We start from the raw sequence: 13,544 nt of genomic DNA, 5'->3' as shown, positions 1-13,544 counted from the left end.
CGGGTTCCGTCCGCGCGGCGGCGCCCCTCAGTTTGGCAGACACCGTTCGGACACGAGGACGCGGGACACCATGGCGAAGGCGAAATTCGAGCGTAACAAGCCGCATGTGAACATCGGCACGATCGGGCATGTGGACCATGGCAAGACGTCGCTGACGGCGGCGATCACCAAGGTGCTTGCGAAGGCGGGCGGTGCGACGTTCACGGCGTACGACCAGATCGACAAGGCTCCTGAGGAGCGTGCGCGTGGCATCACGATCTCGACGGCGCATGTCGAGTACGAGACCGCGAACCGGCACTACGCGCACGTGGATTGCCCCGGCCACGCCGACTACGTGAAGAACATGATCACGGGTGCGGCGCAGATGGACGGCGCGATCCTGGTCGTGTCGGCGGCCGACGGCCCGATGCCGCAGACGCGCGAGCACATCCTGCTGGCGCGCCAGGTTGGCGTGCCTGCGCTGGTGGTGTTCCTGAACAAGTGCGACATGGCGGACCCCGACCTGCTCGAGCTGGTCGAGATGGAAGTGCGCGAGCTGCTGAGCAGCTACCAGTTCCCGGGCGACGACATCCCGATCATCAAGGGCTCGGCGCTGATGGCGCTCGAGGACAAGTCGCCGGAGCTGGGCGAGAACGCGATCATGGAGCTGATGGCGGCGGTGGATGCCTACATCCCGCAGCCGACGCGCGAGGTCGACAAGCCGTTCCTGATGCCGGTGGAAGACGTGTTCTCGATCTCGGGCCGCGGCACGGTGGTGACGGGTCGCGTCGAGCGCGGGATCATCAAGGTGGGTGAGGAAGTCGAGATCGTGGGCCTGAAGGCCACGGTGAAGACGACGGTCACGGGCGTGGAGATGTTCCGCAAGCTGCTGGACCAGGGCCAGGCGGGCGACAACATCGGCGCGCTGCTGCGCGGCACGAAGCGCGAGGATGTGGAGCGCGGGCAGGTGCTGGCGGCGCCGGGTTCGATCACGCCGCACACGAAGTTCAAGGCCGAGGCGTATGTGCTGACGAAGGAAGAAGGCGGCCGTCACACGCCGTTCTTCACGAACTATCGTCCGCAGTTCTACTTCCGCACGACGGACGTGACCGGCGTTGTCTCGCTGCCCGAGGGTGTCGAGATGGTGATGCCGGGCGACAACGTGTCTATGGACGTGGAGCTGATCGCGCCGATCGCGATGGACGAGGGTCTGCGGTTCGCCATCCGCGAGGGTGGCCGGACGGTCGGCGCCGGCGTCGTCGCGAAGATCACGGCGTAATCGGCAGGAACGCGGGCTTGCAGGGGCGGCGTCCGGGGAACCGGGCGCCGCCCTTTGCGTTTCAGCGTCGCCGGTCGCGGATGACGCAAGCGATGGTCGCCGCCGCCAGCGCGGGAATCACCGTAGTCCAGGCAGGTGCTGCCGCGGGGCGCAACAGGCGCGCCTGCCGCACAGGCCGCGCGGGGGCCACCTGGTCGACCGCGGCAACCAGCCGCGCCGTCATGCCCTGCGGCGCCAGGCGGGCCTGCGCGGGCACCGGCGCGGCCTGCTGCGACCCTTCCAGCCCGGCCCAGGCGCGGGTGAACTGCGCCCCGAGCAGGAAGATCACCGCGGAGTAATAGATCCACACCAGCACCGCCGCGAGCGCGCCCGCCGCCCCGTAGGCGCTCGCGATGCCCCCGCCGCCCACATAGGCGCCGATCGCCGACTTGCCGATGGTGAACAGCACGGCGGTCACGAAGGCGCCGACGCCCACATCCCGCCACGCGATCCGCCGGTCCGGCAGCACGCGGTAGATGGCCGCGAACAGCGCGGTGATCATCGCCAGCGACACCACGATATTGACCACCCGCAGCATGACCTCGGTGCCCGGCAGCAGCGCGCCGATCCACCCACCCAGCACGGCGATGGCGGTGCTGGCGATCAGCGAGGTCAACAGCAGGAAGCCGGTCGCCGCGACCAGCCCGATCGCCGCAGCCTTGGCGCGCAGCAGGCGCGAGATCGACACCTCGGGCGGCGTCGCGGTCTTCCAGATGGCGTTCAGGGCTGCCTGCAATTCGCCGAAGGTGCCGCTTGCGGTCAGCAGCAGCATCCCGATGCCGATCATGCCGGCCAGCGTGCCCGCCCCGATATTCCCCGCGTTGGCGATGGCGGCCTCGATCGTGCGGGCGGCATCGGCGCCGAACAGCCCTTGCAGCTGGGACTGGACCGCGCCGCGCGCGGCGTCCTCGCCGAAGGCGAGCCCGGCGATCGCCATCGCCACGATCAGCAGCGGGCCGAGCGAGAATAGCGTGAAATACGCAATCGACGCCGCGCGGCTGAGGCATTCGTCGGCGAAGAAGCCCTTGACCGTGTCGATGGCCAGAAGGCGGATGCGATCCAAGGTCATGCACGCTCCGGCGGCGTCTGTTGCGCCTGCGGTAACGCGGGCCGGGCCTGTGCGGTTGCGCCGTCCGGCAAGCCTCGACAGGCTCCGGCCGCCGCATTATAGGACGGCCCCTCTGCCGCACGCGCGTCGAGGGGCGTAGCTCAATTGGCTAGAGCGCCGGTCTCCAAAACCGGAGGTTGGGGGTTCGAGACCCTCCGCCCCTGCCACGGCGCGCCGGTGGGCACCATATTGGTGGCGGGTCCGGCGGGGTCCGTCGCCCGCCGCCATTCCAGAGGGTATCGCAGTTGGCCAAGCTCGATCCGGCGCAGTTCGTCCGGGAAGTCCGCCAGGAGGTCTCCAGGGTCACCTGGCCTTCGCGCAAGGAAACGCTCGTCACCACCGGTCTGGTGCTGGCGCTCTCGGCGCTGGCCGCGGTCTTCTTCCTGGTGGTGGACCAGCTGATCCAGCTGGCCATGCGATTCGTGTTCGGAATCGGCTAGTATCTGCGGCATCGGTTCTTCACCGATTGCCGAGGCCGCGAATGCGGCCCGCCGGTGGTCCGGCGAAGCCAAGCCGCGCGGATGCGCGGCGCCCGGCGTCTGAGGGGCGGCTGATGCTCTCGCATCTGCCGCCGTGGAAATGAGAGGAACGGCACCGTGGCCGACAAGAAGTGGTACGTTGTCCATGTCTACTCGGGCTTCGAGAAGAAGATCGCCGAGCAGATCAAGCAGCAGGCCGCCCAGAAGGGCCTGGCCGACAAGTTCGACGACGTGCTGGTGCCGACCGAGCAGATCACCGAGGTCCGCCGCGGCCAGAAGGTCGACACCGACCGCAAGTACTTCCCCGGCTACGTGCTGGTGAAGATGGAAATGACCGACGACGCCTGGCACCTGGTCAAGGACACGCCGAAGGTCACCGGCTTCCTGGGTGCGCGCAACAAGCCCCAGCCGGTTCCGGCATCCGAGGCCGAACGCCTGCTCAAGCAGGTGCAGGAAGGGGTCGAGAAGCCGCGCAAGCCCGCCATCCTGTTCGAGGTGGGCGAACAGATCCGCGTCGCCGACGGCCCCTTCACGTCGTTCAACGGCGTGGTCGAGGAAGTCGACGAGGAGAAGGGGCGCGTGAAGGTGTCCGTCTCGATCTTCGGGCGATCCACGCCGGTCGACCTCGAATACGGGCAGGTCGAGAAGCTCTGAACGCACCCGGGGGCGCTGCCCCCGGACCCCCGCCGGGGTAGCAGCACTACCCCGGACCCCGCCGGGACCTTAGCGCTGCCACACCAGCGGGGGTGGCCGACACGAAGCCGTCGCGCAACGACACCAAACCCGCATCCACGGCATCCTCCCACACGGTCAGGCGCGGGCAGTTTGTCCGCCAGGCATCCATGACCTCGGCATAGGGGCGGGGGCCGTCAGCCACATGCGCGACCAGGTCCAGCATCAGGGGGCGCACCGTCTCAGACATCAGGGGTCCTCCTGCAGGGGCCGGCACCGCAGCATGGCCTGCCGCGGCACCGGCGTCACGCCGCCTGGCTACGGGATGTTGGTCGGGTCGTCCACCGGGCTCAGCTGTTCCTTCGTGCGCCCGCCGGCACCCACCGCGACCAGGTCGGCGAAGGTGAAGGACAAGTCCGCCCCGGGCAGAACCAGCCCCGGGATCGGCTGGCCGAAGCGCCAGGACGGGTTGCGGCCGAGGATGCTCTCCGGGTCGCCTTGCAGCAGCCCCACGAAGGTCTCGGCCACGATCAGGCTGCCGAGCGGCCCCAGCCGCGCGCCACCCTGCGTGAGCTCAGCCTCCTTCAGGATGTAGTACCAGAGCGGCGTGCGCTCATGCAGGCCGTGCTTCTTCGCGATGGCGCCGTCCGGCCCGGCCGCGGCGATGGCTGCGGGCGACAGCACCTCGACCCCCATGAAGGCGGCAAGGTCCTGCGCGGCGGGCAGCTTCATCTTGACGCCGCGGCGCAGGTTCATCACCGCGAGGCTGGTGTCGGCACTGGGCACGCGCCCGGCCGGCGGGCCCGGCGGCACGCCGAGAAGGTGCAACTCCTCTGCCAGGTATGGGTCGATCGTGCGGGTCAGGTTCAACTCGAACCCGTCGGAGGTGTCGGTGGTCTGGAAATCGAGGAAGCGGCGCCAGTCGATGATCCAGTCGGCGGGCAGCGTCGGCCGGTTCGCCGGGCCCGCGCCTGGAGCGTCGGCGGGCTTGCCGATGTTCCCCGACTTCGCCGTGAACAGGAACAGCAGGTCGAAGCTGCCGGACGGGAAGGGCGGGTTGTTCGGCCGGAAGATGCGATTGTGGCTGTAGATGTTGCGCACCATGGAATGCCCCAGCCGATAGGCCGCGACCGAGAACTCGATCGGCATGTAGGGCTGGCCGAAGGCGCCGAACTGCTCGAAGCGGAAGAAGCGACGCTGGCTGACCGCGGCCGCGATGTCGTTCACGTCGCACAGCCTAGACAGGAAGTCGCGCAGGATCATCGCCTGGTACAGGTCCACGGTCGCGCGCCGGGCGGCGGCGAACAGGTCCCGGTCCGGCACCGTGCCGGCCAACTGGTCCACGATGGCGTTGTGGAAGCGCAGGAAGGACAGGTGGGTCTGCGCGACCAGCAGGTTCTCGTCGTTGCGTTCGTCGCCGATGATAGCGAAGCCCTGCGCATTGCGCGGCAGGTCGTGCCCGCGCACGGCCTTCACACGGTCGTCGGCGGCGGTGTTGTCGCCCAGCAGCAGCTTCGCCCGCCCGGTGCTGTTGCGGTCGTACAGGGATGGCTGCGCCCGCGGGCCGAAGCCGTAGACGCTGTCGAGGTCGAAGCGCGGCGTGCGGAAATTCTCGATCGCCGTGGGGTCCTGCGCCACCTCGGCGAGGGTCGTGGTGTCGAGCGTGATGTCGTGGTCCACGAACTGGCCGAGATAGGTGAAGCCCGCCGCGATATTGGGGTTGTCGGCGGAAGGCTTGCCGCCGGCCCCCTCGGTCATCGCGAGGCCGAGTTCCACGATCGCCGCATCCGGCGGTTCGAGCGGTGTCGCGAGTTCGGGCACCATGCGCCCGAAGCGGCCCGCCTTGAAGGCGATGCCGCGGGGGGGAATCACGTCGCTGCGCTGGCCGTAGCCATGGCTGCCGTTCCTGGGGCCGGACATCGGGGGATCCTCCTGCGTTGGGGGGGGTAGTCGCCCAACGGTTGAGCCTTCGACCGGCGGCTCGCAGTGAGGAATGTCACGGAGTCGGAACTGCACGCCGCGCGCGATGTCCGCGCGCCGCCATGTCAATCGGCGCGAACCGCCAGCGCGGTTGCGCGCGGCCGCCGGAGGGCGGGCGCCACCAACCGCAGCACCGCGGCGCCGGCCCCGGTCACGCCCACCCAGAGCGCGGGGCGCAATCCGAAGGTGACATCGAGGTTGGCGGCGAGCACGCGCCAGGGGTCGATGCCGGTCGCCAGCGCATACCAGGCGAACTCCACCGCCGCGGTGAACCCCGCGGCCGCCACGGCCAGCGCGACCAACGCCAGCACGCCCGGCGCGCCGCCGGCCGGCGCGATGGCGCGATACCCCATCAGCCAGGCGAACAGCCCGGCCATCAGCATGGGTTCCGTCACATCCGCCTTGGATTGCAGCGTGAAGTGCACCAGCGCCAGGCCGGCCAGCGGATAGACCAGCCAATGCAGTCGCCGCCACGCCGCGCCCCCCATCCGGCGCAACGCCGCATCGGTCGATGTCGACGCCAGAACCGCCAGTCCCGCCAGCGCCACGAAGCCTATGGTGAGGTAGATGCGCTTGATGATCTCGGAGCCGACCTTCACGAGGTCGAAGGCGTTGTCCCCGGCATAGAGGCCGAGATGCAGCAGCGCATAGGCGAAGCAGGCCACCCCCACCATGCGCCGGACCTCGGCGATGCGGGCCTGGCGCAGCACCTGCCGCGCGGGCGTGACCAGCAGCGACAGCAGGAGCAGGCGGATCGCCCAGGTGCCGGTGTCGTGCGTGGCGGCCTGCCAAGGCTTGGGGCCGAGCGCATTCTCCCCCGCCGACTGCGCCAGGATCAGCGCCGGGACGAACAGGGCCACGAAGACGGTGGCCTTGAAGGGCGAGAAGGCGCCGGTGCGGTCGCGCCAGGGCATGGGCAATCTCCAGTCGGTGCTGGATATACGGAGCGAAGCGGCGATTGGTTAGCCTGCGGGCGCTGACCCGCGCGGGCGATTCAGCCACTGGACAGGGGCCGCGCTGCCGCCTATACGCCGGCCCTCGCCGACCAACCGGGGTCTCTCGCCCCGGTCTTCGGCGTTCCAGGGAACGCGGGAGAATGCCTTCGGGCATTCGCATGGACCGCGGGCCTCTGACAGCAACAGAGGACTGCCACAGTGGCGAAGAAGATCGCAGGCTACATCAAGCTGCAGATCCCGGCCGGGAAGGCCAATCCCTCCCCGCCGGTGGGGCCCGCGCTCGGTCAGCGCGGCCTGAACATCATGCAGTTCGTGAAGGACTTCAATGCGGCGACGCAGCAGATGGAGCCGGGCACGCCGACGCCCGTGGTCATCACCGCGTATACCGACCGCACCTTCTCCTTCATCACCAAGACGCCGCCGAACACTTACTTCCTGCTCAAGGCCGCGAAGCTCGACAAGGGCTCGACCGCGCCGGGCAAGGCGGGTCCGGTCGGGCGCGTGACCAAGTCGCAGCTGGCCGAGATCGCCAAGACCAAGATGCAGCACATGAACGCGAATGACGTCGACGCGGCCGTGCGCATGCTCGCGGGCTCCGCGCGCTCCATGGGCCTCACCGTGGTGGAGGGCTGATCCGATGGCCAAGCAGGGAAAGCGCCTCAAGGCCGTCTATGCCGGCTTTGACCGCGAGACGGCGGTCGCGCTGGAGGAGGCGGTGAAGATCGCCAAGACCAACGCGAAGGCGAAGTTCGACGAGACGATCGAGATCTCGATGAACCTCGGCATCGACCCGCGCCATGCCGACCAGATGGTCCGCGGCGTGGTCGGCCTGCCGCATGGCACCGGCAAGACCGTGCGCGTGGGCGTGTTCGCCCGTGGTGCGAAGGCCGAGGAAGCCAAGGCCGCCGGCGCCGACGTGGTGGGCGCGGACGACCTCGCCGCCCTGGTGCAGGACGGCAAGATCGAATTCGACCGCTGCATCGCCACGCCTGACATGATGGGCCTGGTGGGCCGCCTGGGTAAGGTGCTCGGCCCGCGTGGCCTGATGCCGAACCCGAAGCTCGGCACCGTCACCATGGACGTGAAGGGCGCGGTCACCGCCGCCAAGGCCGGCCAGGTCGAGTTCCGCGCCGAGAAGGCGGGCATCGTCCATGCCGGCATCGGCAAGGCCTCGTTCGGCGAGGACCAGCTGCTGGCCAATGCCCGTGCCTTCGTGGACGCAATCCAGCGCGCCAAGCCGACCGGGGCGAAGGGCACCTACCTGAAGAAGGTGGCCGTGTCCTCGACCATGGGGCCTGGCGTGAAGGTGGATGTCGCCAGCCTCTCGGCCGGCGGCTGACAAACCAGGCCGCGGGCGCCCGCAGGGGCGCGGCGGCATGACGAGATACGCCTGGTCCCTCGGGGCCGGGCGGGCAGGGCAGGGGTTCGCCCCCGCCCGAAACCTGTCGGAGACCTCCTGTGGCCCCCCGGGGCCTTGATGCGGCGAAAGCCACGCAGGGGAGAGACGGTGTGCCGAAGTTTCGACCGGTCCGCGCGCAGGCGCGGCCTGGCTTGACGAGGTGTTCCGGCCTGACAGGCGAACCGGGGCGTGGGGCAGGTGCCCCCCGCCCCCGAGTGAACCGGCCGGAGCCCTTCCACAAGGCCCCGGCCACCGACGGAGACGTGGAGTGGACCGTACGGAGAAGCGTGAGTTCGTCGCTTCGCTGGCGACCGTCTTCGCAGAGACCTCCTTCGTGCTCGTGGCCCAGAACAAGGGGCTGACGGTCGCGGATGTGAGCGAACTGCGTCGCCGGATGCGCGCGGCGGGTGCGACGTACAAGGTCGCGAAGAACCGCCTGGCCACCCTCGCCCTCGAAGGCACCCGTTTCGACGGCGTCAAGCCGCTGCTGAAGGGTCCGACCGCGCTCGCGTGGTCGACGGATCCTGTGGCGGTGGCGAAGACCGCGGTCGAGTTCGCCAAGACGAACGACAAGTTCGTTGTCCTGGGCGGCGCGCTCGGAACCCAGACGCTTGATGCCTCCGGCGTCAAGGCTCTGGCCGAGCTGCCGTCCCTGGAGACGCTGCGGGCGCAGCTGCTGGGTCTGATCCAGACCCCGGCGACGCGCATCGCGGGCATCCTCCAGGCCCCCGGTGGGCAGGTGGCGCGGGTCCTGGCGGCATACGCCAAGAAGGACGAGGCCCAGGCGGCCTGAGGGCCGAAGGAACCGCTCCCCCAGCCATTCCGGCACGGGGGAGTTGCACAACCGATGTCAAGCCATTAGATCGAGGAGCATTCACACATGGCCGATCTCGCAAAGCTGGTCGACGAGCTGTCGTCGCTGACCGTCCTGGAGGCCGCCGAGCTCTCCAAGATGCTCGAGGAGAAGTGGGGCGTCTCCGCCGCCGCGCCGGTGGCGGTTGCCGCTGCCGCGCCGGCGGCTGCTGCCGCCCCGGCGGCGGAAGCCCAGACCGAGTTCACCGTGATCCTTGCCGCCGCCGGCGACAAGAAGATCAACGTGATCAAGGAGATCCGCACCATCACCGGCCTCGGCCTCAAGGAAGCCAAGGACCTGGTCGAGGGTGCGCCCAAGACCGTGAAGGAAGCGGTTTCGAAGGACGAAGCCGACAAGATCAAGAAGGTGCTGGAAGAAAACGGCGCCAAGGTCGAGATCAAGTGATTTCGACCCCCGGCGCCACCCGGCAACGGGCGGGGCTGGGGACAGGAACGAGAGGGTGCGGGTGGTGCTGCCGGAAGGGTCCGGCCGCGCCGCCCCATCCTGCGTTGTCCAGTCAGGGCAGCGCGAAACGACCCCGCCGGCTGGGGCGTATGGGCCGGGCAAGAAGGGAAGCAGAGCAGGCATGAACGCTATCACGAAGTCGTTCACGGGGCGCAAGCGGATCCGCAAGTCGTTCGGGCGTCTGCCCGAAGTGGCGCCGATGCCGAACCTCATCGACGTGCAGCGCGCCTCCTACGAGGCCTTCCTGCAGATGGAGGTGAGCCCGGACAGCCGGACCCATACCGGCCTCCAGGAGGTCTTCAAATCTGTCTTCCCGATCGACGACTTCGCCGGGCGCGGCCGCCTGGAGTTCGTGCAGTACGAACTCGAAGAGCCGAAGTATGACGTCGAGGAATGCATCCAGCGCGGCCTGACCTTCGCCGCCCCGCTCAAGGTGCGCCTGCGCCTGATCGTGTGGGACGTGGATGAGGACACGGGCAGCCGGTCCGTCCGCGACATCAAGGAGCAGGATGTCTACATGGGCGACATGCCGCTCATGACGGACAACGGCACCTTCATCATCAACGGCACCGAGCGCGTCATCGTCTCGCAGATGCACCGCAGCCCGGGCGTGTTCTTCGACCACGACAAGGGCAAGACGCACAGCAGCGGCAAGTACCTGTTCGCCGCGCGCGTGATCCCGTATCGCGGGTCGTGGCTCGACTTCGAATTCGACGCCAAGGACATCTGCTACGTCCGCATCGACCGCAAGCGCAAGCTGCCGACCACCACGCTGCTGCTGGCGCTCGACAGCACCCGCACCGAGGGGCTGCGCGCCGAGGCGGCGGCCGCCGGCCGTGAGCTGGAGCCCAGCGAGATCCGCGGCATGGATGCCGAGGAAATCCTGAACGCCTTCTACGGCCAGGTGGTCTTCTCGCGCGGCCCCAAGGGCTGGTCGCGCGCCTTCGACCCGGAGGCCTTCCGCGGCGTGAAGCTGATGGAACCCCTGATCGACGCGCGCACCGGCCTGGTCGTCGCCGACAAGGAAGCCAAGCTGACGCCGCGCACTGCGCGCAAGATCGCCGAGGCCGGCACCACGGAAGTGCTGGTCGGCCGCGCCGACCTGCTCGGTCGCTTCGTGGCCGAGGACCTGGTCGACACGGCGACCGGTGAGATCTGGGCCGAGGCCGGTGACGAGCTCACGGAACCGAAGCTGGCCGCGATCGAGGCCGCGGGCCTGGACCGCCTGCCAACCCTCGCCGTCGACCAGTCGGTCGGTCCCTGGATGCGCAACACGCTGGCGGTCGACAAGAACGCCAATCGCGACGAAGCGCTGATGGACATCTACCGGGTCATGCGACCCGGCGAGCCGCCGACGCCCGATACCGCCGAGGCGCTGTTCAAGGGCCTGTTCTTCGATCCCGAGCGCTACGACCTGAGCGCCGTCGGTCGCGTGAAGATGAACATGCGCCTGGGCTTCAGCATCGAGGAAGTGCCGGACCACGTCCGCACGCTGCGCAAGCACGACATCGTCGCCACGCTGCGCGTGCTGATGGACCTGAAGGACGGCCGCGGCCAGATCGACGACATCGACAATCTCGGCAATCGCCGCGTGCGCTCGGTCGGCGAGCTGATGGAGAACCAGTACCGCGTCGGCCTGCTGCGCATGGAGCGCGCGATCAAGGAGCGCATGGGGTCGGTCGATATCGACACCGTCATGCCGCATGACCTGATCAACGCGAAGCCGGCCGCAGCCGCGGTGCGCGAGTTCTTCGGTTCGTCGCAGCTGTCGCAGTTCATGGACCAGACCAACCCGCTGTCCGAGGTGACGCACAAGCGCCGCCTCTCGGCGCTTGGCCCGGGCGGTCTGACGCGCGAGCGCGCCGGCTTCGAGGTGCGCGACGTGCACCCGACGCATTACGGCCGCATCTGCCCGATCGAGACGCCGGAAGGCCCGAACATCGGCCTGATCAACTCGCTCGCGACCTTCGCCAAGGTGAACAAGTACGGCTTCATCGAGACGCCGTATCGGCTCGTGAAGGATGGCCGTATCGTCGGTAACCCGCGCTACCTCTCCGCCATGGAGGAGGAGCGCCTGGTCGTCGCGCAGGCCGATGCCGAGGTCGATGCCGAGACCGGCGAGTTCAAGTCCGAGCTGGTCAGCGTGCGCCAGGGCGGCGACTTCCGCCTGGTGAAGCCCGAGGAAGTGACGGCGATCGACGTCTCGCCGAAGCAGCTCGTCTCGGTCGCCGCGGCGCTGATCCCGTTCCTCGAGAACGACGACGCGAACCGCGCGCTGATGGGCTCGAACATGCAGCGCCAGGCGGTGCCGCTGATCCGTGCCGATGCGCCGCTGGTGGGCACCGGCATGGAAGCGGCGGTGGCGCGCGACTCGGGTGCCACCATCGTGGCGAAGCGCGACGGCGTGATCGACAGCATCGACGGTGCGCGCATCGTGGTGCGTGCGTCGGGCGAGGACGGCACCACGCGCGGTGTCGATATCTATCGCCTGCGCAAGTTCATGCGGTCGAACCAGTCCACCTGCATCAACCAGCGCCCGCTGGTGCGCGTGGGCGACAAGGTGCTGGCCGGCGACATTATCGCCGACGGCCCGTCGACCGAACTCGGCGAGCTGGCGCTGGGGCGCAACGTGCTCGTCGCGTTCATGCCCTGGAACGGCTACAACTTCGAGGACAGCATCCTCATCAGCGAGCGCATCGCCAAGGACGACGTCTTCACCTCGATCCATATCGAGGAATTCGAAGTCATGGCCCGCGACACCAAGCTGGGCCAGGAAGAAATCACCCGCGACATTCCCAACGTGGGTGAGGAAGCGCTGCGCAACCTCGACGAAGCCGGCATCGTCTATGTCGGCGCCGAGGTGAACCCGGGCGACATCCTGGTCGGCAAGGTGACGCCGAAGGGCGAGAGCCCGATGACGCCCGAGGAGAAGCTGCTCCGCGCCATCTTCGGCGAGAAGGCGTCGGATGTCCGCGACACCTCGCTGAAGCTGCCGCCGGGTGTCACCGGGACCATCGTGGATGTGCGCGTCTTCTCCCGCCGCGGCGTGGACAAGGACGAGCGCGCCATGGCGATCGACCGCGCCGAAATCGAACGCCTGGCCAAGGACCGCGACGACGAGAAGGCGATCCAGGAGCGGTCCTTCTACGGCCGGCTGCGCGAACGCCTGCTCAACCGGAAGGCGTCGGGCGGCTTCAAGGGCGTGAAGGCCGGCACGGTGATCGACGATGCCGTGCTCGACCAGTTCGCGAAGGCGACCTGGCGGCAGATCGGCGTGGTGGATGATGCCGCCATGGCCGAGATCGAGGCGCTGAAGCGCGAATTCGACGCCGCGGTCGAGCGCCTGCAGAAGCGCTTCGAGAGCAAGGTCGAGAAGCTGCAGCGCGGCGATGAACTCCCGCCCGGCGTGATGAAGATGGTCAAGGTCTTCGTCGCGGTGAAGCGCAAGCTGCAGCCCGGCGACAAGATGGCCGGCCGGCACGGCAACAAGGGCGTGGTCTCCCGCGTCGTGCCGATCGAGGACATGCCGTTCCTCGAGGACGGGTCCCATGTCGATCTGGTGCTGAACCCGCTCGGCGTGCCCTCGCGCATGAACGTGGGGCAGATCCTGGAGACGCATCTGGGCTGGGCCTGCGCCTCGCTCGGCAAGCAGGTCGGCGATCTGGTGGAGGAGTACCGCCATCGCGGCGGCCGCCGGTCCGAACTGGAGGCCAAGCTCAAGGAAGTCTATGGCGACGAGATCTTCGCCAACGACATCGCGCCGATGTCCGACGCGCAGCTGGTCGAACTGGGCGAGAACCTGAAGAAGGGCATCCCGATCGCGACACCGGTCTTCGACGGCGCGCGCATGGCGGATATCGAGGGCATGCTGACGCAGGCCGGCCTCGATACCTCCGGCCAGGTGTGGCTGCACGATGGCCGCACGGGCGAGAAGTTCGAACGCAAGGTGACGGTCGGCTACATCTACATGCTGAAGCTGCATCACCTGGTGGACGACAAGATCCACGCGCGCTCGATCGGCCCCTATTCGCTGGTCACGCAGCAGCCGCTGGGTGGCAAGGCGCAGTTCGGCGGTCAGCGCTTCGGCGAAATGGAGGTCTGGGCGCTCGAAGCCTATGGCGCCGCCTATACGCTGCAGGAGATGCTGACGGTGAAGTCGGACGACGTGTCGGGCCGCACCAAGGTCTACGAGGCGATCGTCCGCGACCAGGACAATTTCGAGGCGGGCATTCCGGAATCCTTCAACGTGCTCGTGAAGGAGCTGAAGTCGCTCGGCCTCAACGTCGATCTGGAGAACCGCCCGACGTGATGCGTCGGCGTTCCCCGCACCCTTTC

Annotated in this window: 12 protein-coding genes and 1 tRNA gene; 9 read left to right on the top strand and 4 right to left on the bottom strand. The window is 68.5% G+C overall.

The genetic code is table 11. The features are described 5' to 3' along the window. Positions 1–70: 70 nt before the first annotated feature. Positions 71–1,258, top strand: coding sequence for an elongation factor Tu (tuf, locus tag MWM08_RS20635; RefSeq protein ID WP_244408372.1), 1,188 nt, complete (start codon positions 71–73; stop codon positions 1,256–1,258). Between the two features lie 61 nt (positions 1,259–1,319). On the opposite strand, the gene MWM08_RS20630 is transcribed toward tuf, so the two are convergent. Then, entirely contained in the window at positions 1,320–2,366 is a 1,047-nt protein-coding gene (locus MWM08_RS20630; protein WP_244408386.1) for a YihY/virulence factor BrkB family protein, read from the bottom strand. A 129-nt stretch (positions 2,367–2,495) separates the two neighbouring features. Here MWM08_RS20630 and MWM08_RS20625 point away from each other — a divergent pair. The 3 genes from MWM08_RS20625 (at position 2,496) to nusG (ending at position 3,538) form a co-directional block, all read left to right on the top strand. After that, positions 2,496–2,572 (top strand) — tRNA-Trp (locus MWM08_RS20625). Between the two features lie 78 nt (positions 2,573–2,650). Beyond that, a complete protein-coding gene (secE, locus tag MWM08_RS20620) occupies positions 2,651–2,845 on the top strand; it encodes a preprotein translocase subunit SecE (RefSeq protein ID WP_244408385.1) in 195 nt (64 codons plus the stop codon). 156 nt (positions 2,846–3,001) lie between these two features. After that, positions 3,002–3,538 carry a transcription termination/antitermination protein NusG gene (gene nusG, locus MWM08_RS20615; protein WP_198373271.1) on the top strand — a complete coding sequence of 179 codons (537 nt, stop codon included), beginning with the start codon at positions 3,002–3,004 and terminating at the stop codon, positions 3,536–3,538. A gap of 46 nt (positions 3,539–3,584) precedes the next feature. On the opposite strand, the gene MWM08_RS20610 is transcribed toward nusG, so the two are convergent. The 3 genes from MWM08_RS20610 to MWM08_RS20600 all read right to left on the bottom strand — a co-directional run bounded on the left by MWM08_RS20610 (position 3,585) and on the right by MWM08_RS20600 (position 6,450). Further along, entirely contained in the window at positions 3,585–3,806 is a 222-nt protein-coding gene (locus MWM08_RS20610) for a hypothetical protein (RefSeq protein ID WP_244408384.1), read from the bottom strand. Positions 3,807–3,874: 68 nt separating this feature from the next. Continuing rightward, on the bottom strand, positions 3,875–5,476 hold the full coding sequence (locus MWM08_RS20605) for a peroxidase family protein (RefSeq protein WP_244408383.1): 1,602 nt from the start codon (positions 5,474–5,476) through the stop codon (positions 3,875–3,877). 125 nt (positions 5,477–5,601) lie between these two features. Beyond that, positions 5,602–6,450 carry a protein-methionine-sulfoxide reductase heme-binding subunit MsrQ gene (locus MWM08_RS20600; protein ID WP_244408382.1) on the bottom strand — a complete coding sequence of 283 codons (849 nt, stop codon included), beginning with the start codon at positions 6,448–6,450 and terminating at the stop codon, positions 5,602–5,604. Between the two features lie 240 nt (positions 6,451–6,690). Between MWM08_RS20600 and rplK the strand changes: the two genes are divergently transcribed. The 5 genes from rplK to rpoB all read left to right on the top strand — a co-directional run bounded on the left by rplK (position 6,691) and on the right by rpoB (position 13,518). Further along, the gene (gene rplK / locus MWM08_RS20595) at positions 6,691–7,125 is read left to right on the top strand and encodes a 50S ribosomal protein L11 (RefSeq protein ID WP_244408381.1); all 435 of its coding nucleotides are present in this window, start codon (positions 6,691–6,693) and stop codon (positions 7,123–7,125) included. Positions 7,126–7,129: 4 nt separating this feature from the next. Further along, complete coding sequence (rplA, locus tag MWM08_RS20590) at positions 7,130–7,831, top strand: 50S ribosomal protein L1 (RefSeq protein WP_244408380.1); 702 nt, start codon at positions 7,130–7,132, stop codon at positions 7,829–7,831. Between the two features lie 328 nt (positions 7,832–8,159). Then, on the top strand, positions 8,160–8,684 hold the full coding sequence (gene rplJ / locus MWM08_RS20585) for a 50S ribosomal protein L10 (RefSeq protein WP_244408379.1): 525 nt from the start codon (positions 8,160–8,162) through the stop codon (positions 8,682–8,684). An 87-nt stretch (positions 8,685–8,771) separates the two neighbouring features. Then, positions 8,772–9,149: a 50S ribosomal protein L7/L12 gene (gene rplL / locus MWM08_RS20580; RefSeq protein ID WP_244408378.1), complete on the top strand. Its 378-nt coding sequence runs from the start codon at positions 8,772–8,774 to the stop codon at positions 9,147–9,149. A 181-nt stretch (positions 9,150–9,330) separates the two neighbouring features. After that, on the top strand, positions 9,331–13,518 hold the full coding sequence (gene rpoB / locus MWM08_RS20575; protein ID WP_244408377.1) for a DNA-directed RNA polymerase subunit beta: 4,188 nt from the start codon (positions 9,331–9,333) through the stop codon (positions 13,516–13,518). The last annotated feature ends 26 nt before the right edge of the window (positions 13,519–13,544 follow it).

The organism is Roseomonas fluvialis, assembly GCF_022846615.1.
GTDB classification, from domain to species: Bacteria; Pseudomonadota; Alphaproteobacteria; order Acetobacterales; family Acetobacteraceae; genus Neoroseomonas; species Neoroseomonas fluvialis.
The sequence above is the reverse complement of the archived record's forward strand: the minus strand, read 5'-3'. Positions and strand labels throughout refer to the sequence as shown.

What these genes read in the sequence shown, in the direction of transcription:
- rplA (WP_244408380.1), top strand. Translation starts at nt 7,130, where the DNA reads ATGGCCAAGCAGGGAAAGCGCCTCAAGGCCGTCTATGCCGGCTTTGAC.
- MWM08_RS20605 (WP_244408383.1), bottom strand. Translation starts at nt 5,476, where the DNA reads ATGTCCGGCCCCAGGAACGGCAGCCATGGCTACGGCCAGCGCAGCGAC.
- MWM08_RS20600 (WP_244408382.1), bottom strand. Translation starts at nt 6,450, where the DNA reads ATGCCCTGGCGCGACCGCACCGGCGCCTTCTCGCCCTTCAAGGCCACC.
- rplL (WP_244408378.1), top strand. Translation starts at nt 8,772, where the DNA reads ATGGCCGATCTCGCAAAGCTGGTCGACGAGCTGTCGTCGCTGACCGTC.
- MWM08_RS20610 (WP_244408384.1), bottom strand. Translation starts at nt 3,806, where the DNA reads ATGTCTGAGACGGTGCGCCCCCTGATGCTGGACCTGGTCGCGCATGTG.
- MWM08_RS20630 (WP_244408386.1), bottom strand. Translation starts at nt 2,366, where the DNA reads ATGACCTTGGATCGCATCCGCCTTCTGGCCATCGACACGGTCAAGGGC.
- rpoB (WP_244408377.1), top strand. Translation starts at nt 9,331, where the DNA reads ATGAACGCTATCACGAAGTCGTTCACGGGGCGCAAGCGGATCCGCAAG.
- tuf (WP_244408372.1), top strand. Translation starts at nt 71, where the DNA reads ATGGCGAAGGCGAAATTCGAGCGTAACAAGCCGCATGTGAACATCGGC.